Origin of the sequence: Tenggerimyces flavus, from assembly GCF_016907715.1 — a bacterium.
In the GTDB taxonomy this organism is placed as follows: domain Bacteria; phylum Actinomycetota; class Actinomycetes; order Propionibacteriales; family Actinopolymorphaceae; genus Tenggerimyces; species Tenggerimyces flavus.
The window spans coordinates 8,203,954-8,223,009 of the sequence record NZ_JAFBCM010000001.1; the positions used below are offsets into that span (position 1 = coordinate 8,203,954).

The 19,056-nt window shown below is 70.1% G+C and carries 16 protein-coding genes; 9 read left to right on the plus strand and 7 right to left on the minus strand.

Annotation, left to right across the window (positions count from 1 at the left end):
- Positions 1 to 3: 3 nt before the first annotated feature.
- Positions 4 to 774, plus strand: a complete 771-nt coding sequence (locus JOD67_RS38195) for a hypothetical protein (RefSeq protein ID WP_205122532.1) — start codon at positions 4 to 6, stop codon at positions 772 to 774.
- On the opposite strand, the gene JOD67_RS38200 is transcribed toward JOD67_RS38195, so the two are convergent.
- Complete coding sequence (locus tag JOD67_RS38200; protein ID WP_205122533.1) at positions 771 to 2,096, minus strand: cytochrome P450; 1,326 nt, start codon at positions 2,094 to 2,096, stop codon at positions 771 to 773. The two genes, JOD67_RS38195 and JOD67_RS38200, sit on opposite strands and share 4 nt — an antisense overlap.
- A 28-nt stretch (positions 2,097 to 2,124) precedes the next feature.
- Here JOD67_RS38200 and ilvA point away from each other — a divergent pair, with 28 nt between their 5' ends.
- The 4 genes from ilvA (at position 2,125) to JOD67_RS38220 (ending at position 6,244) form a co-directional block, all read left to right on the plus strand.
- Positions 2,125 to 3,345 carry a threonine ammonia-lyase gene (gene ilvA, locus JOD67_RS38205; protein WP_205122534.1) on the plus strand — a complete coding sequence of 407 codons (1,221 nt, stop codon included), beginning with the start codon at positions 2,125 to 2,127 and terminating at the stop codon, positions 3,343 to 3,345.
- 66 nt (positions 3,346 to 3,411) lie between these two features.
- Complete coding sequence (locus tag JOD67_RS38210) at positions 3,412 to 4,728, plus strand: hypothetical protein (RefSeq protein WP_205122535.1); 1,317 nt, start codon at positions 3,412 to 3,414, stop codon at positions 4,726 to 4,728.
- Positions 4,725 to 5,132 (plus strand): DUF2089 domain-containing protein, encoded by a 408-nt coding sequence (locus JOD67_RS38215; RefSeq protein WP_205122536.1) that lies wholly within the window; start codon positions 4,725 to 4,727, stop codon positions 5,130 to 5,132. The genes JOD67_RS38210 and JOD67_RS38215 overlap by 4 nt, the downstream gene beginning before the upstream one ends.
- 284 nt (positions 5,133 to 5,416) lie before the next feature.
- Complete coding sequence (locus JOD67_RS38220; protein WP_205122537.1) at positions 5,417 to 6,244, plus strand: HAD family acid phosphatase; 828 nt, start codon at positions 5,417 to 5,419, stop codon at positions 6,242 to 6,244.
- A 6-nt stretch (positions 6,245 to 6,250) separates the two neighbouring features.
- On the opposite strand, the gene JOD67_RS38225 is transcribed toward JOD67_RS38220, so the two are convergent.
- Positions 6,251 to 7,603, minus strand: coding sequence for an outer membrane protein assembly factor BamB family protein (locus tag JOD67_RS38225; RefSeq protein ID WP_205122538.1), 1,353 nt, complete (start codon positions 7,601 to 7,603; stop codon positions 6,251 to 6,253).
- A 195-nt stretch (positions 7,604 to 7,798) separates the two neighbouring features.
- Between JOD67_RS38225 and JOD67_RS38230 the strand changes: the two genes are divergently transcribed.
- On the plus strand, positions 7,799 to 8,227 hold the full coding sequence (locus tag JOD67_RS38230) for a MarR family winged helix-turn-helix transcriptional regulator (RefSeq protein WP_205122539.1): 429 nt from the start codon (positions 7,799 to 7,801) through the stop codon (positions 8,225 to 8,227).
- Positions 8,224 to 9,819, plus strand: a complete 1,596-nt coding sequence (locus tag JOD67_RS38235; protein ID WP_205122540.1) for an MDR family MFS transporter — start codon at positions 8,224 to 8,226, stop codon at positions 9,817 to 9,819. Before JOD67_RS38230 ends, JOD67_RS38235 begins: the two co-directional genes overlap by 4 nt.
- Here the strand turns inward: JOD67_RS38235 and JOD67_RS38240 are convergent.
- The 3 genes from JOD67_RS38240 to JOD67_RS38250 form a co-directional block, all read right to left on the minus strand.
- Entirely contained in the window at positions 9,797 to 11,077 is a 1,281-nt protein-coding gene (locus JOD67_RS38240) for an AI-2E family transporter (RefSeq protein WP_239554246.1), read from the minus strand. The genes JOD67_RS38235 and JOD67_RS38240 overlap by 23 nt on opposite strands.
- Positions 11,078 to 11,096: 19 nt before the next feature.
- Positions 11,097 to 12,065, minus strand: a complete 969-nt coding sequence (locus JOD67_RS38245) for an ROK family protein (protein WP_239554247.1) — start codon at positions 12,063 to 12,065, stop codon at positions 11,097 to 11,099.
- An 81-nt stretch (positions 12,066 to 12,146) separates the two neighbouring features.
- Entirely contained in the window at positions 12,147 to 13,559 is a 1,413-nt protein-coding gene (locus tag JOD67_RS38250) for an MFS transporter (protein ID WP_205122542.1), read from the minus strand.
- 76 nt (positions 13,560 to 13,635) lie between these two features.
- On the opposite strand from JOD67_RS38250, the gene JOD67_RS38255 reads away from it, so the two are divergent.
- On the plus strand, positions 13,636 to 14,280 hold the full coding sequence (locus JOD67_RS38255) for a TetR/AcrR family transcriptional regulator (RefSeq protein WP_205122543.1): 645 nt from the start codon (positions 13,636 to 13,638) through the stop codon (positions 14,278 to 14,280).
- Positions 14,281 to 14,423: 143 nt separating this feature from the next.
- Here the strand turns inward: JOD67_RS38255 and JOD67_RS38260 are convergent, their stop codons facing one another.
- Positions 14,424 to 15,359: a type IV toxin-antitoxin system AbiEi family antitoxin domain-containing protein gene (locus JOD67_RS38260; RefSeq protein ID WP_205122544.1), complete on the minus strand. Its 936-nt coding sequence runs from the start codon at positions 15,357 to 15,359 to the stop codon at positions 14,424 to 14,426.
- A gap of 327 nt (positions 15,360 to 15,686) precedes the next feature.
- Here JOD67_RS38260 and JOD67_RS38265 point away from each other — a divergent pair, with 327 nt between their 5' ends.
- A complete protein-coding gene (locus tag JOD67_RS38265; protein WP_205122545.1) occupies positions 15,687 to 16,574 on the plus strand; it encodes a hypothetical protein in 888 nt (295 codons plus the stop codon).
- Here JOD67_RS38265 and JOD67_RS38270 read toward each other — a convergent pair.
- Entirely contained in the window at positions 16,571 to 18,949 is a 2,379-nt protein-coding gene (locus tag JOD67_RS38270; protein WP_205122546.1) for a serine/threonine-protein kinase, read from the minus strand. The two genes, JOD67_RS38265 and JOD67_RS38270, sit on opposite strands and share 4 nt — an antisense overlap.
- Positions 18,950 to 19,056: the final 107 nt, after the last annotated feature.

The window sequence follows — 19,056 nt, forward strand, 5'->3', positions numbered from 1 at the left end:
CGAATGCCGCGAATCGTCCTGGGGATCGGTGTCTCCGCCGCTCTCGTGGAGTCTTGGCGCGAGTGGTTCGCGCCGGCGATGCAGCCGTTTCGCTCCGATGCGCTGACCGGTCCTCGGCAGGAGCCGACGCGCGAGGTGCGGGACACCTTCCAGATGTACAACGGGTCCTGGGTCTGGTTCGACGAGGCCGAGTTCGAAGCGTTGCCGTATCGGGTGCGGCGCTCGCTGCTGACCAAGCGCGAGGCGACAGGCAGCGAGAACGGTCGCCGGTTTCCGTGGTGGCCTTCGCTGTTGGCGCGGGTCGGCGACGGTCCGGTGATCGAGTACGTCGAGGAGGGTGTCGCGCCGAGCCGGCATCGTGAGGTGTCCGCGTCGGTGTGGCGCGCGGCGCGCTCGGTCGTTCCGAACGCGAAGGAGCTTGCCGGCACGTTCCCGCCAGGCTCCGGCCCCAACTGCTTCGGCACCGTGATGGCCGGCGCCGGCGTTCCGGGCGCCGCGTCGGAGTGGGTGGTGTGCGAGCCGTTCGAGGAATGGCTCGCGTCCCATACGGTCCCGATCCGCGGCACGGAGTCCGACGACTCTCCCGGCGTCGTGCTCGTCTGGCGCAACACCCAGCGCGTCGTCCTCCACGCCGCCGTCACGATCGGCGGCGGCTGGGCGTTCAGCAAACCGTCGCAGTCCTGGTGCAGCCCCCGCGTGGTCTGGACAGTCCGCGACACCATCGCCCTCAACCGCCACCCCGGCGAGACCCTGGGCCGCTACCGCATGGTCTAGCGGCGGTGCAGTGTCATCCGCATGCCGTGCCTGGGTCGCAGTGTCACCGCAGGCTGCAGCTCGACCGGGTGGCCGGGGACGAGGCGCGGATCCCACCGACGCGCCAACGTGGCCAGTACCAGCACACCCTCGGCCCAGGCGAACGACTCGCCCACGCAGGTCCGCGCCGCCAGGCCGAACGGGAAGTACGTCGTCCGCGACTGCCCCGGCGCCGACTCGTCGAACTCACCCGACGACGACAGCCACCGCGAAGGCCGGAACTCCAACGGGGCGGGCCAGAACCGCGCGTCCCGGTGCAGCACCCACTGGCTCGCCGTACACAACGACCCCGCCGGAATCGTCCAGCCGTCCACCTCGAGGTCGGTCGTCGCGCGCCGCCCGAGCAGCCACACCGGCGGGCGGACCCGCATCGACTCCGCGACGATCGCGTGCGTGCGCGGCAGCCGTTCGATGTCCTCGTACGTCAACGCCCGCGCGGGCAGCGCGTCGAGCTCCTCCCACAGCCACGAGGCGACCGCGCGGTGCTGGTCCAACAGCCACCACGTCCAGGTCAGCAACGTCGCCGTCGTCTCGTGGCCGGCGAGCAGCAGCGTCATCACCTCGTCGCGCACCTGCGTGTCGGACATCGCGTGCCCGTCGTCCCGTACCTCGATGAGCCGCCACAGCAGGTCGTCGCCCGGCGGCCGGGTCCGGCGGGCCGCCACGAGCGAACGTACGACGGCGTCCAGCCGCTGCACCGCCGCGAACAGCCGCTGCCGCCGCGGCGTCGGGACCGCGAGCAGCAGATCGGCACCGGGCAGCATGTAGCGCTGGAAGCCAGCCATCAGCATCGACAGCGACCGCGACACCTCGTCCGACTCCGACCGCACATCGGTGCCGAACAGGGCCTGCCCGACGATCGACAGCGTCAGCGCCGACATCTCCTTCGCCAGATCGAGCTCCGCACCCAGCTGCCAGCGCGCGTCGTACTCCAACGCGGTCGAGACCATCGGTGCCGTGTACGCCGTGATCTGCTTGCTGTGGAAGCTCGGCTGGATCATCCGCCGCTGCCGCCTGTGGTGCTCGCCCTCGCTGGTCAGGAGGCCTTCGCCGAGCAGCACCTTGATCCGCTCGAGCGTGCGGCCCTTCTTCAGATTGCGGCCGTTGGACACGTAGATCTCGCGGACGACCGCCGGGTCGCTGAGGACGTAGATGTGCTCGCGTCCGAAGTGCGCGTGGGCGATCCGCGGGTTCTCCCGAGCGATCCGTTCGAACGAGGCGATCGGGTCCCGGCGGAACGTCAGCGCTGCCAGCGGTCCCGGGCCAGGCGGTCGGCGCACCATCCATCCATTCTCCTGCGAAGATGCGCGCATGAGCACGGATCCGACCCTCGCCGAGCTGCTGGCCGACATCGAGGCCGCCCAGCAGACTCTCGACGGCATTGCCCGCGTCACGCCGATGGAGGGCTCGCGCTGGTTGTCCAGTCGGGTTCGCGGCCCCGTTCATTTCAAGTGCGAGAACCTCCAGCGCGCCGGTTCGTTCAAGATCCGCGGCGCGTACGTACGGCTCAGCCGGCTGTCCGCGGAGGAACGTGCCCGCGGGGTCGTCGCCGCGAGCGCCGGCAACCACGCGCAGGGTGTCGCCCTGGCCGCGCACCTGCTCGACACCAAGTCGACCGTGTTCATGCCGAACGGCGCGCCGATCCCGAAGGAGAACGCGACCCGCGCGTACGGCGCCGACATCCGCTTCACCGGCACCGTGATCGACGACTGCATCGAGGCCGCGACCGAGCTCGCGAAGGAGACGGGCGCGATCCTCATCCACCCGTTCGACCACGCCGACATCGTCGCCGGCCAGGGCACGGTGGGGCTCGAGATCCTGGCCAAGGTGCCGGACGTCAAGACCGTGCTGGTGCCGGTGGGCGGCGGCGGGCTGATCGCGGGCATCGCGACGGCCTTGCGGGCGAAGGGCTCGAAGGCGCGGATCGTCGGCGTGCAGGCGTCCGGCGCCGCGGCGTACCCGCTGTCGCTGAAGGTCGGGCACCCCGTCGCGGCCAAGGCGATGGCCACGATGGCGGACGGGATCGCGGTCGGGCTGCCGGGAACGGTGCCGTTCGGGCTGGTCCAGCGGTACGTGGACGACGTCGTCACCGTCTCGGAGGACTCGCTCTCCAAGGCCCTGCTGTTGCTGCTCGAACGCGCCAAACTCGTCACCGAGCCGGCGGGCGCCGCCGCGGTCGCGGCGCTGGTGGACGCGCCCGAGACGTACGAGGCGCCGGTGGTCGCGGTGCTGTCCGGCGGCAACATCGACCCGCTGCTGCTGATGCGCGTGATCCGCTCCGGGATGGCGGCGGCCGGGCGGTACCTGTCGTTCCGCGTCCGCATCCCCGACACCCCCGGCGGGCTCGCCGGGATGCTCGGCGAGCTGGCGGCCGCCGAGGCGAACGTGCTCGACGTGGTGCACGAACGTACGTCCGCCACGTTGCACCTGGACGAGGTCGAGGTCGCGCTCCAGGTCGAGACGCGCGGCGCCACGCACAAGGAGGGGATCCTCTCCCGGCTGCGCGCGGCCGGGTACGTCGTCATCTTCTAGAAAGTCGAGCTTTACAGAACACAAGGTTCACTTGACAGAAGCTCAGTCGCGACGTGCAATGGACGCATGCCGGAGAACTCGAAGGGCCCTGAGACCGACCTGTGGGCCGAGGTCACTGATTCGGTGCGGTCCGCGGCCGCATCCGCCGCTGAGGTCGCCCAGGCCGCCGCGGCAAAGGCACAGTCGACGGCCGACGACCTTCAGGCGAAGGCCGAGGAGATCGCACAGAAGTTCCAGGACAAGGCCGACGAGGCGCAGGAGAAGGCGGACGAGGCTCCGGGCGGACCCGCTCAGGACACCGCGCAGGAAGAGGCCGACCGCGTGCAGGAGGAGGCGGACGCCGCCGCCGAGCGCGCGCAGGAGTTCGCCGACAGCGCCCAGGAAGAGGCCGACGAAGCGCAGGAGGCGGCCGACGAGGTCGAGGAGTCCGAGGACGTCGACGACGGTGAGGACGAGGCCGCGCTGACCGCGTCCATCGAGGCGGAGATCGAGGCGGAGCTCGGCGCGACCGCCGACGACGTCGAGGAAGAGGCGACAGCGACCCCTGGCACGACTGCGTCGCCGGACGAGCAGATCCGTTCGATCCTCGCGATGGTCGCCGACGGGAGCATCGACCCCGACAGCGCCGCGAAGCTGATCGACGAGGTCAAGGCCGGTGCCGCGAGCGTCGGCGACGACCCCAAGGCGAAGACCAAGACCCAGACGAAGACCGACGGCGCGAAGCCCGCGGACACCCCGCCCGCCAACCCGGTCGCGGCGACCAAGCTGCGCGTGCGCGCGGTCGGCCGCCGGGTGCGCATCATCGGCGAGCCGTTCGTGTCGACCGTGGCCATCGACGGCCCGCACGTGATCCGCCAGGAAGGCGACACGTTGATCGTGACGAGCGAGGGCGAGTTCGGCGCTTCGCTGGACGGGTTCCAGCTGCTCCGCTCGCGTTCGCTCAGCGAGGTCCCGGAACGCGTCTTCGGCTTCGGCCGCGAGCTGTCGATCCGGGTCAACCCGCGGCTGCTCGTCGAGGCCGAGATCACCGCGGGCTCGATCAACACCGAACGGCTGCCGTCGCTGGAGCAGGTCCGCGTGACCGCGGGATCGGCGAAGATCCGCGACGTCGAGGGGCCGATCGACGTACTCGTGCAGGCCGGCTCGGCGCAGGTCGAAGGCCGGATCAGCCGCGGCGAGTCCCGCCTGCGGGCGGAGTCGGGCTCGGTGACGCTGCACCTGTGGCCGGGGTCGAACGTGCGGATCAAGCCCGACATCCAGCTCGGCCAGGTGAAGTGGGAGCCGCCGGGCAAGGACCGCAAGGAGCACATCGTCGGCGCCGGCGACGCGAAGCTGTCGCTCGAGGTGATGATGGGCGCGGCGACGGTGCGGGAGGCACTGTGAGCTTGGCGCACTCCGATGCGCACCAGTTCCGGCCGCCGAGCGACTGCCCGGTCTGCGGCTCGGGACTGGCGCTCACCCGGCTGAGCTGTGGGTCGTGCGGGAGTGAGCTGTCCGGGGTGTTCGAGACCTGCTCGTTCTGCGGTCTCAGCGACGCCGAACGCGACCTGCTGCGGGTGTTCCTGGTGTCGCGCGGCAACATGCGCGAGGTCGAGCGGCACCTCGGCGTCAGCTACCCGACGGCCCGCCAGCGGTACGCGGACCTGCTGACGAAGCTGGGCCTCGAGCCCGTCGAGACACCGCCGAGCCCGGAGCCCGAGCTGTCCCGTACGGACGTCCTCGCCAAGCTCGCCCGCGGCGAGCTCGACATCGACGGAGCGACGAACCTCTTGCGCAAGCTTGCCTAGGCCGCGTCGGGCAAAGATCGCCTGACGCGCGACACCCCCCAGAAGTCAGCAGAGGCCGTCTGGACGCGGTGCGTCTCGTCACCCAGATAACCAATATGAATTCCTCCTGCACCACGCCCAGCCGGGCGCGGGGCGCCGCGCGCCATCGCGCTACGCGCGATGACCGGCGCTATTTGCCAGACACGACCTAGATTCGGCAAAGGCACGGCTAAGAAACGCGTGATCTCCCTCGGCCGCCACTACCGTCCTTGACGTTTGTGTGCCCACGTCGAGGGAGAGCCGCCATGCCGTTCCATCTGACCCGCCGGATCGTGCTGACCGGGATCGCCACCGTGGCCGTGCTCGCGGCCGGTGGCGTCGCGTACTCGGCCACGCAGGAGCCGGCGATCAAGACCAGCACCCCGCGTAGCGAGCGGCAGGTCACCAACATCGACGTGCTCCGGCAGCAGCTCCGCAACTACTACGGCGATCCGCTCGGCACCGGCACGTTCGGCGCGGACAGCAACTACGCGAAGGAAGCCAAGCAGGTCGCCAAGAACGGCAAGCGCCAGCTCGACAAGCGCTACCACGGCCACAAGACCAAGGCGATCGTGCTCGACGTCGACGACACCACGCTCGCGACCTGGAACCACGAGATCGCCAGCAACTGGGCGTACAACCCGACGACCAACGGCCAGTTCGTCACCGAGCAGCGCTTCCCGGCCGTGCCCGGCATGGTTGATCTGGTGCACAAGGCCGAACGCGAGGGGTACGCGGTCTTCTTCCTCACCGGCCGCCCCGCCGCGCAGGAGCCGGCGACGCTCGGCAACCTCACCGCCGACGGTGTCGGCATCGACGCCGGCTACCCGAAGCCCACGGCGCTCGGCAACGGCGAGGACGGCCTGTTCACCAAGCCGGCCGTGGCCGACTACCCCGCCTATCTCAAGCAGGCTTGCGCGAACGACCCGAACGGCAGCTGCACCACGATCCACTACAAGTCGGCCACCCGCGCCCACATCGAGTCGCTCGGGTACGACATCGTCGCGAACTTCGGCGACCAGTTCAGCGACCTCGAGGGCGGCCACGCCGACCGTACGTTCAAGCTGCCGAACCCGAACTACTTCCTGCCGTAACGCGCCTCAGCGGGACGAGAAGAGCTGGACGCGCCCAGCGCCGGCCTGGGTGACCATCCACTGAGCGCTCAGGCCGAGCAGGTCGTCGGCTCCCGTCGCGATCCACAACGCCTCACCGGTGAGCGCGTCGTGGACATTGACCACGCGACGGGGGCCGGCTTGACTCGTCGACGGCGCGGTGTAGGCGAGGCGGTCGCCGTTCACGGCGGCGTTCGCGCGATCCCCGACGAGGAGCGTCCCGGGCAGATCGAGCTTCCACCGTTGCCGGCCGTCCGCCAGGTCCAGGCCGACGAGGGACTCGGCCCGCGAGTCGTCGCCCGTGCGCGCCAGCAGGGTCCCGTCGGTCAGGGCCATCGGACTCGCGTCGAGCTGGCCGGTCCACCGCACCTCGCCCGTGGCCAGGTCGATCACGGTCGGTTTGCCGTTGACGGTGGTACCGGCCACCACCTTGCCGTCCACGAGCGGATACCCGGACTCGGACACGCAGTCCCAGGTGTTGACGTCTCGTTCCCAAGCCTGCTTGCCGGTGCGAACGTCCTGCGCGACGAGCCGAGCCTCGCAGCCCGTCGTGCTGCGGTCCCAGGTCAGGCCGATCGAGCCGGACAGGACGATGGTCGGGCCGAGGGCCGAGAACGTACGTCCGGGATTGCCGGTCGCGGTGTCCAGCGCCGTCATCACCCGGTCGCCCTCGATCTCCCGACCGACGACGACGAGCTCGGACGGTCCGACCAGGGCGGGGTCGGTGAGGTCGAAGTAGTGGCGGTACAGGTCGGAGTCCCGCGCGTCGACGTTCGGCGAGGTGCGGCGAGCGTCGACCAGCCGGGGGAAGTCGTACGTCCAGCGCTTGCTGAAGCCGGGGAGCCGCAGGCCGACGGCCTCGCAGGTCTTCCGCGCGCAGTCGGGAACGACGACCCAGCCCGAGGTGACGGCGGCGTCCGGGGAACTGCCATCACGGGGTCGCTGGTAGCGGGGACGCCCGGTACGCAGGTGGACGCCCTGCAACCGCCTGCGGTCCTCGACCACGACGGACGTGGTGGTCGCCGAGACCCGCGTCTCGCCTTCGACCGCCAGCTTCCACAGCACCTTCCCGTCCGTCCGGTTCAACGCGACTAGCTGACGCTCGGCCTGGACCAGGACGGTCTCGCCGACGACGGTCGCGTTCTCGAACGTTCCGGCGCCCGGCAGGTCGACCTCCCACACCGCTGCCCGTTCGGCCAGCGCGGGAGTCGGAGTGGCGCTGGGCGTCGCCGAAGGACTGGTGCTCGGTGCCGGCTGCTCGACGTCGGTCCCCGCCGACGTACAACCAGCCACCGCGACGACGGCGACAGCGCACGCCGCCACCGATCTCAGAATGCTCATGTGCTCCCCGTTCAAGGCCGTTTCGACCGGCGCCGATGCTATCGGGTCGGTCAAAAGCCGGCAAAAGATCGCCGATCGCCAACGGGGTAAGGCGATCCATTGACCCTGCATGGACGCCTGAACGTCACACCCCGCTGATCGCCGGCGACGATCAGTAATAGTTGCATGGTGCAAGCAAGCGCGTACCCTTCCGGAGTGCAAGCAAAGAACGAGGATCTGCTGGTGGCGTTCTGGCGGATGGGCCGGGCGCTGAAGCGATCCCACGGCCCGCTCGAGCCCGCGCTGCTGTGGGTCCTGCACGCGACCGCGTGCGAGGGGCCGTCGCGCCTCTCCGATCTTGCCGGCCGGCTCCAGCTCGACCTGTCCACGGTGAGCCGGCACGTCCGTACCCTCGAGGACGCGGGCTATCTGGAACGTACGCCGGACAAGGACGACCGGCGCGCGACGCAGATCTCCATCTCCGCCAAGGGAACGCGGATCCTCGACGAAGGACGAGCCGCACAGGTCGAACTGCTCGACTCCGCTCTCACCAAGTGGACCGAGAGCGACCGCAAGAACCTCGAGCGGCTGCTCGGCCGACTCGCGAACGAACTCGAGCACAACACAGTGGGGACCAACGCATGACCGAAACACCCGGGGCACAACCACAAGCAGCACCACCACAAGAACAGCAAGGCCCGAACTACCTGTCGCACAAGCAGATTCTCGTCGTTCTCGGCGGACTCATGGCGGGCATGCTGCTCGCCGCGCTCGACCAGAGCATCGTCGGTGTCGCGCTCCCCCGGATCGTCAGCGAGCTCGGCGGCCTCGAGCAGCTCTCCTGGGTCGTCACCGCGTACCTGCTGACGAACACCGCCTCGACGCCGCTCTGGGGCAAGATCTCCGACCTGTACGGACGGCGCTCGGTCTTCCAGGTCGCGATCGTCATCTTCCTGATCGGCTCCGTGCTCGCGGCCCTCGCCACGAACATGCCGCAGCTGATCGGGTTCCGCGCGCTGCAGGGCCTCGGCGCCGGCGGCCTGATGGCGCTGTCGTTCGCGATCATCGGCGACGTCATCCCGCCGCGCGAACGCGGCCGCTATATGGGCTACTTCGGCGCGGTCTTCGGCGTCTCCAGCGTCGCCGGCCCGCTGCTCGGCGGCTTCTTCACCGACGGTCCGGGCTGGCGTTGGATCTTCTGGATCAACGTGCCGATCGGCATCGGCGCGCTGCTCGTCACGTCGTGGGCGCTGAAGCTGCCCAAGGTCGTCCGCAGCCACAAGATCGACTACCTCGGCGCCGCCACGATCGTCGCCTCGGTGTCGTTGCTGCTGCTCTACCTGACCTGGCGTGGGCAGGAGTTCGGCTGGACCGACGGCTGGGCTCTCGCGATGCTCGTCGGGGCCATCCTGCTCGCTGGGCTGTTCGTGTTCATCGAGTCGCGGGCCGCCGAGCCGATCATCCCGCTGCGACTGTTCCGCAACCCGACGTTCACGATCGCCAACGTGTACGGGCTTCTCGCCGGCATAGCGATGTTCGGCGCGATCGTCTACCTGCCGATCTACCTGCAGGTCGTCAAGGACCTGTCGCCGACGGCGTCCGGCCTCGCGATGCTGCCGATGGTCGCCGGAATCTTCACGTCGTCGATCAGCTCCGGCCAGATCATGACGCGAACGGGCCGTTACAAGATCTTCCCGATCCTCGGTGGCATCTCGCTCGTGGTCGCGATGTACCTGCTGTCCACGTTGCACACCGACTCGTCGATGTGGCTGGTCGGCTTCTACCAGTTCCTCGTCGGCTTCGGACTCGGTTTCTCCATGCAGGTCTTGATGACCGCGACGCAGAACTCGGTGGAGTTCCGCGACATGGGGACGAGCACGGGCGCGCTGACGTTCTTCCGTTCGATGGGCGGCGCGGTCGGTACGGCCGTGTTCGGCGCGGTGCTCACGTCCCGACTGGCCACGCACCTGACCGAGGTCGTGCCGGGGCGGGTCCTGGCTCAGCTGCCGCCCGGCGCCGCGGACAACGTGCAGGCGATCAAGGGGCTGCCGCCGCAGGTGAAGGAGCCGGTGCTCGAGGCGTTCGTCCGTTCACTGCACGACGTGTTCCTCACCGGGATCCCGTTCGTGCTCGGCGCGCTGATCATCGCCTTCTTCCTGAAGGAGATCCCGCTCGCGACCGGTCAGGCGAAGAAGCCGGAAGAGGCCGAGGAGCTCACTCCGACGATCTCTCACTAGGCGTATCCCGAGGGGGGTCCGGAGGCGGAGGCGAGTCGCTGTGCGACTCGGCCTCCGCCTCTGTCACGACCAGAGCACCTGCGGGTGAGGGATCGTCGCCGCCGGCGAGGTACGAGACCACCGCGTTGACCATCGCGACCAGCGGCACCGCGAAGAGCGCGCCGATGATGCCGGCGAGGTAGACGCCACCACCGATCGACAAGATGATCGCCAATGGGTGCAGGCGAACGAGCCGGCCGAGCAGGAACGGCTGCAGGACGTGCGCCTCGAGCTGCTGCACGGCGATCACGCCGACCAGCATCAGCAGGGCGGCCAACAGCCCGTGCGTGACCAGCGCGACGATCACCGCGACCGCACCGGAGATCAGCGCACCGATGATCGGGATGAACGAACCCAGGAACACCAGCACACCGATCGGCACCGCCAACGGCACGCGCAGGAGTAACGCCACCGCCATGATGCCGACAGCGTCCACGAACGCCACCATGACGGTGGCCCGGACGAACGCGGTCAGCGACACCCACGCCCGCTCGCCGGAGGCGTCGACGCGCTCACGGGCGGCGCGCGGGAAGATCCGTACGACCCAGCCCCAGATCTTGCCGCCCTCGTACAACATGAAGTACGTCGAGAACAGCACCAGGAAGAAGCCGGTCGCGACGTGCCCGACCGTCGTTCCGATCTTCAACGCGCCCTGCGTCAACTGCGCGTTGCTCCCGCTGATCGCGTCGCGTGCGGCGTCGAACGCCGACGTGATCTGCGCGTCGGACAGCTGCAACGGACCGGTGACGAGCCAGTCGTGGATCTGGTCGATGCCGTCGGTCACCTGGTTGGCCAGGTCGTCGAAGCCGGACGCGATCTGTTGCCCGACGATCGTCAGCAAGCCGCCGACGATGAGCAGCATGCCGATCAACGTGATGCCCGCGGCAAGGCCGCGCGGTACGCCGACGCGTTGCAGCCCGTCGGCGACCGGGATGACCAGCGCGGTGAGCAGCATCGCCACCAGTACGGGGACGACGATCACGCGCAGCTGGACGACGAGGAACAGGAACGCCGCTGCCGCGAGGCCGATCAGCAGCAGCCGCCAGGACCAGCCGGCGGCGAGTCGTACGGCCCACGGGATGTCCAGCGGACGGTCGGCAGGCTTGGGATCACGGGGCCGTGGTGGTCTGGTGTTCACCCCTGGTCGGGAGGTCAGGCCGCCTCGCTGCGACCGTTCCTGCATGCGTTGCCGGAGCCTGCCGATCCAGCTCTGCGCCATTCCACCCAACCCTGCCTGCTTAGTCCGCTGACCAGTACCGATCACCCGCGAGGATGAGCGCCGCCGCTCCCACCAGCCCGGCGTCCTGGTTCAGCGTCGCCGGACCGACTTGGGCGGCTTTGGTGTAGGCCATCTTGGCGTACTCGCGCAGCGTACGTTCCAACGGCTCGAACAGCAGCGGACCGGCCTGCGACACGCCACCGCCGACGACAACGCGGCGAACGTCACACAACGCGACCGCGGAGGCGATGCCGACGCCGAGCGCCCAACCGGCGCGTTCAAACGCCGACAGCGCGATCTTGTCACCGGCCCGCGCGTCGTCGGCGAGCTCCTTAGCGGTCGCTTCGGCTTCCGAACGGTCGGCCCGCCAGCCGAGCTCGCGCGCCCACGCGGCGAGGCCCGGGCCGCGCGCGATCGCCTCGACGCAGCCGCGCCCGCCGCACGGGCACGGCGGCCCGTCGGGATCGACCACGATGTGTCCGACATGTCCGGCGTTCCCGCTCGCCCCGTCGACCAGCCGGCCACCGAGCACGAGGCCGCCGCCGACGCCGGTCGACACGACCATGCCGAGCATGTCGTCGACGTCCTGTCCGGCGCCGCGCCAGTGTTCGGCGACGGCGAGCGCGACCGCGTCGTTGTGGACGCGTACCGGGAGCCCGGGGTACGCCGTACGCAACCGCTTACGCAGCGGAAACCCGCGCCAGGCTTGCAGGTTGAGTGGCGAGACCTCGCCGGCCGGCCACAGCATCGGTCCACCGCAACCGACGCCGACGCCGACGAGAGGCGGGCGGCCCACACCTGCGAGAACGGTCTCACACAGCTTGTGCAATCGTTCCCAGACAGCTTCGCCGTCGTCCTCCGGCCCGAGAGAGGAGGGCGCACGGTCGGAGCTCAGGACGTGGCCGTTGGCGTCGACGACACCGACGGCAAGCTTCGTGCCGCCGATGTCGATCGCCAACACCACGCCATCGGTCGCATGGTCGGTCATGGAACGCATGATGCCTGCTGCCACGGACAACAGCGGCAATGGTGTCCGGAAATGATCTTGCGTTCCCTTCTTGAACGCAGCTCAGCCGGCGAACTCCGGAACTTTCGAAGCGCTCGAAACTTTCGGAAGAGCAGCGGTCAGGGCGAGCGCCACGACCAGCACGCCGACGCTGACCAGCATCGTTCCGGCGGTCGCCGCGGTGAAGTCACCGCCGTGCAGCCGACCGAAGAAAACCGTGCCGAACAAGGCGATTCCGGTCGCCGTCGCGAGCTGCATCGTCGTATTCACCAGTCCGGACGCCGACCCCGCGAGCCGCGCCGGAACTTCCGACAGCGAGGCGCCCATCAGCGAACCTAGGACCGTTCCCATACCGAGCCCCAGTCCCACCGCGGGCAGGGCCAGCGCGAGCGAGCCGAGGTCCGTACCTCGCCAGACCACGAGACCGGCCATCGCCGCCACGCTCACAAGCAGCACGACGATCCCGGCGGCCGTGAACGCGCGCCCGATCCGGGCGGCCATCCGCATCGCGAGGACGTTCCCCACGACGATGCCCACCGTGGCGGGAACGAACGTCAGCGCGGCGTGCAGCGGCGAGAACCCCAGCCCCAGCTGCAGATGCAACGTGAGAACGAAGAACACGCCGACCGCGGTGTTGACGCAGAACATGACCGCCTGGCCGGCGACCAGGCTGCGGTACTTGAGCAGTTCCGGCGCGATCAGCGGCTCGCCACCGTTCTGGGCGAGCCTGCGTTGCTGGTACGCGAACAGGCCGAGCACCAGCACGCCGGCCACCAGCAGCGCGATCGTCCACGCCGGCCAGCCGAGCTCGCGGCCCTGCACCAGCGGGTAGAAGATCGCGAACAGTCCGGCGGTCAACAGGGCCAGTCCACCCTGGTCGATGCGGTGCATGGCCGCCCGCGGGCGTCGCGGCATGGCGACCAGGGCGCCGACCAGCGCGAGCAGGCCGATCGGCAGGTTGACCAGGAAGATCGCGCGCCAGCCGGACTCGAACAGGTTCGCCTCGGTCAGCACGCCGCCGAGCAGCGGGCCGGCGAGGCCGCCGAGCGGGAACGCGGCGGCGAACAGCGCCATCGCCTTCGGCCGTTCGGTGTCGTCGAACTCGGCGTGGATGAACGACAGCACCTGCGGAACCATCAGGCCCGAGCCGATGCCCTGCGCGACGCGCGCGGCGATGAGCACGCCCACGTTCGGCGCGATTCCGGCGACCAGCGAGGACGCGGTGAAGATCGCCATGCCGGTCACGAACAGCGCCTTGCGGCCGTACCGGTCGCCGAGCCGGCCGCCGGTGATCAGCGTGAGCGCGAAGCCCAGTGCGTAGCCGGCCGAGATCCACTGCAGCGCCGCCTCGCCGGTGCCGAGGTGCTGCTGGATCGTCGGGAGGGCCACGGTGACGATCTGGTTGTCGACCATGTCGACGAAGACGGCGAGCACGGCGACGGCCAGTGCCCACCACCTCAGGGGATGTTTGTCCATGGCTTCGATAATCAGTCGCTTGCATCACTGTGTCAACTGTTTGTTTGATTAATTCCTCTGACTGTATGGTTGACTCATGTCGCCACGCCGATCCCCCACGCCGCAGGAGCGCCAGCGCGATCCCGAGCGCACCCGGAAGCTGATCCTCGACGCGGCGGCCACCGAGTTCGCCGCGCACGGGTACGCCGGCGCCCGGATCAGCGCGATCGCCTCCCGGGCGGGGGTGAACCAGCAACTGATCTCGTACTACTTCGACGGCAAGGAGGGGCTCTACCAGGCGATGTCCGAGCTGTGGTGGCAGCGCCAGGCGGAGCTCGCGTCGCCTGAGGTCGCGCTGCCCGAGCAGCTCCGCCGGTTCGTGCTCGAGGGGGTGACCAGCCCGGAGAGTCCGCGGCTGTTCGCGTGGGCCGGGCTGCAGTACGACGGGCCGTCGTCGGACCCCGACCAGGGCGTACGGACGGAGCGACTCCAGGCGAGCGTCGAGCAGCTCCGGGCCGCCCAGACCGCGGGCCGACTGCCGGCCGAGGTCGATCCGGCCACATTGCTGATCATGCTGATGGGCGCCTCGATGGCAGCCACCACGCTCCCCCACGTCATCGAGGGCGTGTGCGGCGTCGACCCTCGGTCACCCGAGTTCCTGCGCCACTACGCCGACCAGATCGCCCTCGTCGCCAGCCAGCTCGGCCTCGACGCCACCCCACCACCGCCCGACCCCGCCTGATCTACATAGGTCGATTTGCGCTCGCCTCACACGGCCAGTTGCCCCTCTACCTGGCGTCCACCCCACGTAAAGGGGCCAATGATCATGTAAACATGATCATTGGCCCGGGGCGCTGGGCAGGCGGCGCGGTGGAGGCGGGCCGGTCAGGCGGCGCGGTGGTGGCGGGCGTGGGCTCGGGCAAAGGCGGCACGCAGTCTGGCGGCGGTGTGATCGGGCGAATCCAGGTCGCTCCAGACCACGCGGACGACCTCGAGGCCAGCCTCTTCGCGGATCGCGTCCTCCCGTCGCTTCTCCTTGAAGAGGACTTCCCGCGGATCGACGTCGAAGCGGGCGCCCCGCCCGTACTTCAGTTTGCCGTCGAACTCGACCAGCGTCCGCTCGTCCTCGAACAGAAGGTCCCCACGCGCGATCACGCACCCGTCGAGCCCGTAGATCGGTGCTTGCAAGATCGGCCGCGGCAACCCGTGCCGATGGCAGAGCACGCGTAGGCGCGACTCGCCCACGGACTCGGATCCGCCGTCCGCGAACTCGATGGCCGGGAGCGCATGCCGGGCGCCAGGCCATTGGGATTGGCGGAGGTACAGCTCCAGCGCTCGGCCAAGGGCAGCACCGGACCGCAACGCGCCGTCACACAGCACGACCGCCTGCTCGAACGCGTACGACCGAGCAACGTCGACCATCGTTCGCTCGGGCGAGGTGACACGCATGCCACGGATCTCGACCACCTCGTCCGCAGCCAGGGTCGCCACGTGATGGTCGACGCCAGCCTCCCGACGAGGATGCTGTGGAGGTTCGCGCGTCACGGTGACGGTGTCGAGCGGGACTCGCCAGCTGTCCCATCCATGCAGTATCGCCGCGGAGATGTGACTCACCACGGCGTCGTCGTTCAACGTCAGCCTGACCGCCTGAATCGACACTCGATGCCGTCCCAACGCGTCCATCGCGCGCCAGGCAGGGCCGTCGACGTAGACGCCACGCCGAACATGTTCCCACTCGCCGCGTCGGATTCGCGCCTTGATCTGCTTGTCGCTGTACCCGAGCGCGAACGCCTGCTGACGGGAGAGTACCTGCGTTTCCATGGTGAGAACTCTCCCCGCCGGTACCGCCGTCTGACGGGCCGAACCTCGATCTGGGGACGACGGCCGACGTTCTGTCACTGTGGAGGAAACCCGGACATCACCTGGCCAGTGGCCGCCTTACGCGGCGTCTACCCCACGTAAGGCGGCAGTTGATCATGTAAACATGATCAACTGCCCACACGCCCGGGCGCGGGGCCGTTCCGGTGCGGTTCGAGCAGGCTGACCGTTCTCGTCTTGTCCCGATCCGGCCGATCTGCTCCGATAACGATGCGGCGACAGCCGGATCGGACCTGACGCGCGGGGCTCTTCGCGGACAACACTGGGGGCGTGCAGTGGAACCGGGACGCCTTGTCCGACGAGCCCGACGTCGCCGCGCTCGAGGAACGCCCTCCTCGGCACTGGCCCGGCTGGTTGGTGCGGCTGCTGATCGCACTCGGCGTGGTGGCCGTGGCACTGTTCGTGTTCTGGCGGTTGACGGCCGACCAGGCACGGGCGGAGTTCCAGCAGGTGCGGATGGTGAGCAGGTACGTGGCCGAGCTCGACGTGGGCGCGACGAACCTGACCAGCGGCGACCTGTACGTCCTGCCTCGGCTCGCCGAGAAGGAAGGCTTCGACGTCGACACGTCCCGTGTCATGCTCGGCGACCGCCGCTCGGACGTCGCGACGACCAGGGTCACGGTCGTCGACTGCGAGCAGGCCGCCGCCCACGGGTCGGAGCCGCTCGACCTGGCGATGCTCACCGGCCCCTACACGGGCAGCCGCGACACGATCCGGGTGCGCGGCGAGCTGCCGACCTGGTCCGCGCTGATCCCGCCGGTCTGCGAGGACACCCCCGACCGCGGCGTCGCGTCGGTGTCGAACGTCCGGGTGGTGGTCGCGAGCCAAGGTGAGGCGCAGGTCGCCGTACGGTTCCAGAACACCGGCGGCCGGCCGCTCACCTACGCGCGGGTCGCCGTCCCGAAGAGCGTCGGCCGGGTCTCCCGCGACCCGGCCAAGCCGGACGGAGCACTCAAGCCCGGCCAGACGGCGGAGGTCGTCCTGCGGCTGACCCGCGCGGGCTGCACGGCGAACGGCGACGGCCCGGCGATGGCGACGATGACGTACCTCGGCGGCGAGGAGATCCAGGTCCAGCTCGACACCAGCTGGACCAACCTGCTCGGCACCTGCCCCGGCGCCCATGACGGCCACCTCGGCGGCGGCGACTTCGGCGGCTAGGTCAGCCGGCCACCGAGGCCGGGCACCGGGCCGGGCGGTCGGGCCGGCGGGTTGATCGGCGGCAGTGACGGGGCGCCAAGCGACGGGAGGTCGGGTACGTCGACCACCACCGCCTCCACGCCGCGCGAACGGCGGCGGGCGGAGTCGACGGCCAGGTCCGCGAGGTACGCGGCCAGCTTGCCGTTCCGCAACTCCCGCTGACCAGGCGTGGTCGCCAGCAGGTCGCCGGCCGCCACCGCTGCCGACGCGGTCGTCGCCGCGCCCCGCTCCTCGCAAGCCCGGCCGAAGATCGTCGCGAAGTCGCGCGCGTCGAAGTCCCGGGTCCGAACGATCCGCCACCGAGCCGCCAGCGCGGGATCCACCTCGACCAGCCGCCGGTACCCGTCGACGCCACAGAACGCGGCCACCTGCAGCTTCGGCCCGTGCGCCTCGAACAGCCGGTTCAGCTCGTCGGCGACCGCCCGGCCGGACAGCGCGTTGCTCACCAGCAGGTCGAGCCCGGCGATCGCGACCAGCCGTTCGCCGAGCGCCGACGCCACGGTGTCCTGCAGCCGCGTGACAGCCGCCGCCGTACCGAGCCGCTCGTAGTCCTCGTAGCTCACCCACGCCGCGCTTCCGTCGAAGCCGCGCGCCACGACGAGCTTCCGCAGCACGTCGACGGTAAGGCCCATCCCCGTTCCGGGCGGCCCGACCACGAGCAGCCGGACCTCCTGCTCGTGCCGTTCGGCCAGCTCTCGCAGCGCCGACACCAGGTCCGGCTGACCGACGATCCGGTCGGCCAACGTCGTCGCCTCGACGACCGAGCGCGGCGGCAGCAGGTCGAGCCCGACCTCCTGCGTCTGTTCGGGTTCGGTCGCCTGTTCGGGAACGGCCATCGGTGCCTGCGCGGGCGGTCGTACGGTCGGCCCGATGACCGGCGGCGCGAGGTTCGGCAGCGTCACCTGCAGCTCGGAGGTCTCGTCGACCTGCACCTCGGCGGCCGGCTCCGGCTCCTCCTCGACAACCGGCTCCGGCTCCTCGGCCGCGGGACCCTCGTGCTGCCCCGGTGCGGACTCCGCCTCGGCCGGGCGCTCCGGCTCGGGAGCGGCCGGCGGCCCGGCGTGCTGACCGCGGCCCGCGAGCGGGTCGACCGTCTCGGGCAGCTCGTCCTCGTCCTCGGGCTCCGGCTCGACCGGCTCCTCCTCGGCGACGACCTCCGGCTCCTCCTCGACGACCGGCTCCTCCTCGGGCTCCTCGAACCAGGTCGGCTCGGGCGTGCCCGGAACGGTCAGCGGATGCCGGATGCGCCGGACCCGAAACAGGCGCCGCAGGTCCTCTTGGAACGCGCCCACCGGCACCGCGCACGGATCGGGCGCGACCGGGCTGCCGGGAACGCCCTGCAGCGCGCCGGTCAGCCGGACCGCGAGGTCGAGCCAGCTCCGGCACAGCACGACCTCGCCCGCCACCAGCCCACGGGCGAGGAACGCCCGGATCGACCGCTGCCAGTCCTCGACCCGCCAGTCCGGCGCGAGCGCGGCGATGCGCGCGTCGAGGTCGTCGTACAGGTCGCCGCGTACGCCGACCGCCAGCTCGGCGGGCGCCTCGGTGACCCCGGCCTGCAGCACCAGCTCGGCGAACGCGTCCGTGCCGGAGGCGAGGCCGGGTACGACGGCGAGCAGGCGTTCGTGCGCCGCGAGCCAGCCGTCGAGCAGCCAGCTGAGGTACCCGACCGGCCCGGTGAGCTCGGGCAGCAGCTGCGCGGTCTCGTCCGGCGCGAGGTCGGCCCAGAGCTCCTCGATCCGCGTCCATTCCGCACGCAGGTTGGGCACGACGAGCGTCGCCTCGGTGAGGTCGGCGTCGGCGCGGACCCGTTCGAACAGCCCGAGCAACGCGCGGCGCCGCTCGTCGACGGGCGAGATTCCCTTCAGAGCATGGAGAATCTCGACGGTCAGGTCCCACGCGGCCTCGCGGAGCGTCGGGTCCTCGCCGGCGACGCGGAACAGCTCGCCACCCGGCGGACGCCATGGCGCGGGGATCGCGAGCCAGCGGGTGGGGCCGTGCGCGGGACCGTTGCCGGCCGTACGGAACCGGCCGAGCAGTTCCTCCTCGAACCCGGACCGCGAGCCGCCGCGGACCGCGAGGTCGCCGAACAGGAAGCGGACGATCGCGAGCGCGTCGGCCACGACGGCGGGCGTGGGCGAACGGAGGAAGGGGTGCTTCTCGACCGTGAGACGGGCCGACCGCCCGTCCGCGACGAGCGCGTCGATCCGACCCGCGAGGTCGTCGACGAGACCGTCCGGAATCCGCCACGGACCACGTGCGTACAGGTCCAGAACGGGCTCGTCGGTGAACAGGAGCTCCAGGGAGCCCGGCAGACGCGATGAGCTGGTAGCCACGGTCTTATCCTCCGTGTGTGATCACGTGATTGTGGCGGATACCACTCACAAACCGCCGCCCGGGGTCGCTGGTGGCCCACAAAGTGTGGGGTTCTGGTGCAGACACG

Bases quoted from the DNA above. Each gene is read 5' to 3' on its own strand.
- JOD67_RS38225 (WP_205122538.1), bottom strand. From the start codon at position 7,603: ATGAGCATTCTGAGATCGGTGGCGGCGTGCGCTGTCGCCGTCGTCGCG.
- JOD67_RS38250 (WP_205122542.1), bottom strand. From the start codon at position 13,559: ATGGACAAACATCCCCTGAGGTGGTGGGCACTGGCCGTCGCCGTGCTC.
- JOD67_RS38260 (WP_205122544.1), bottom strand. From the start codon at position 15,359: ATGGAAACGCAGGTACTCTCCCGTCAGCAGGCGTTCGCGCTCGGGTAC.
- JOD67_RS38210 (WP_205122535.1), top strand. From the start codon at position 3,412: ATGCCGGAGAACTCGAAGGGCCCTGAGACCGACCTGTGGGCCGAGGTC.
- JOD67_RS38245 (WP_239554247.1), bottom strand. From the start codon at position 12,065: ATGACCGACCATGCGACCGATGGCGTGGTGTTGGCGATCGACATCGGC.
- JOD67_RS38195 (WP_205122532.1), top strand. From the start codon at position 4: ATGCCGCGAATCGTCCTGGGGATCGGTGTCTCCGCCGCTCTCGTGGAG.
- JOD67_RS38220 (WP_205122537.1), top strand. From the start codon at position 5,417: ATGCCGTTCCATCTGACCCGCCGGATCGTGCTGACCGGGATCGCCACC.
- JOD67_RS38235 (WP_205122540.1), top strand. From the start codon at position 8,224: ATGACCGAAACACCCGGGGCACAACCACAAGCAGCACCACCACAAGAA.
- ilvA (WP_205122534.1), top strand. From the start codon at position 2,125: ATGAGCACGGATCCGACCCTCGCCGAGCTGCTGGCCGACATCGAGGCC.
- JOD67_RS38240 (WP_239554246.1), bottom strand. From the start codon at position 11,077: ATGGCGCAGAGCTGGATCGGCAGGCTCCGGCAACGCATGCAGGAACGG.
- JOD67_RS38255 (WP_205122543.1), top strand. From the start codon at position 13,636: ATGTCGCCACGCCGATCCCCCACGCCGCAGGAGCGCCAGCGCGATCCC.
- JOD67_RS38200 (WP_205122533.1), bottom strand. From the start codon at position 2,096: ATGGTGCGCCGACCGCCTGGCCCGGGACCGCTGGCAGCGCTGACGTTC.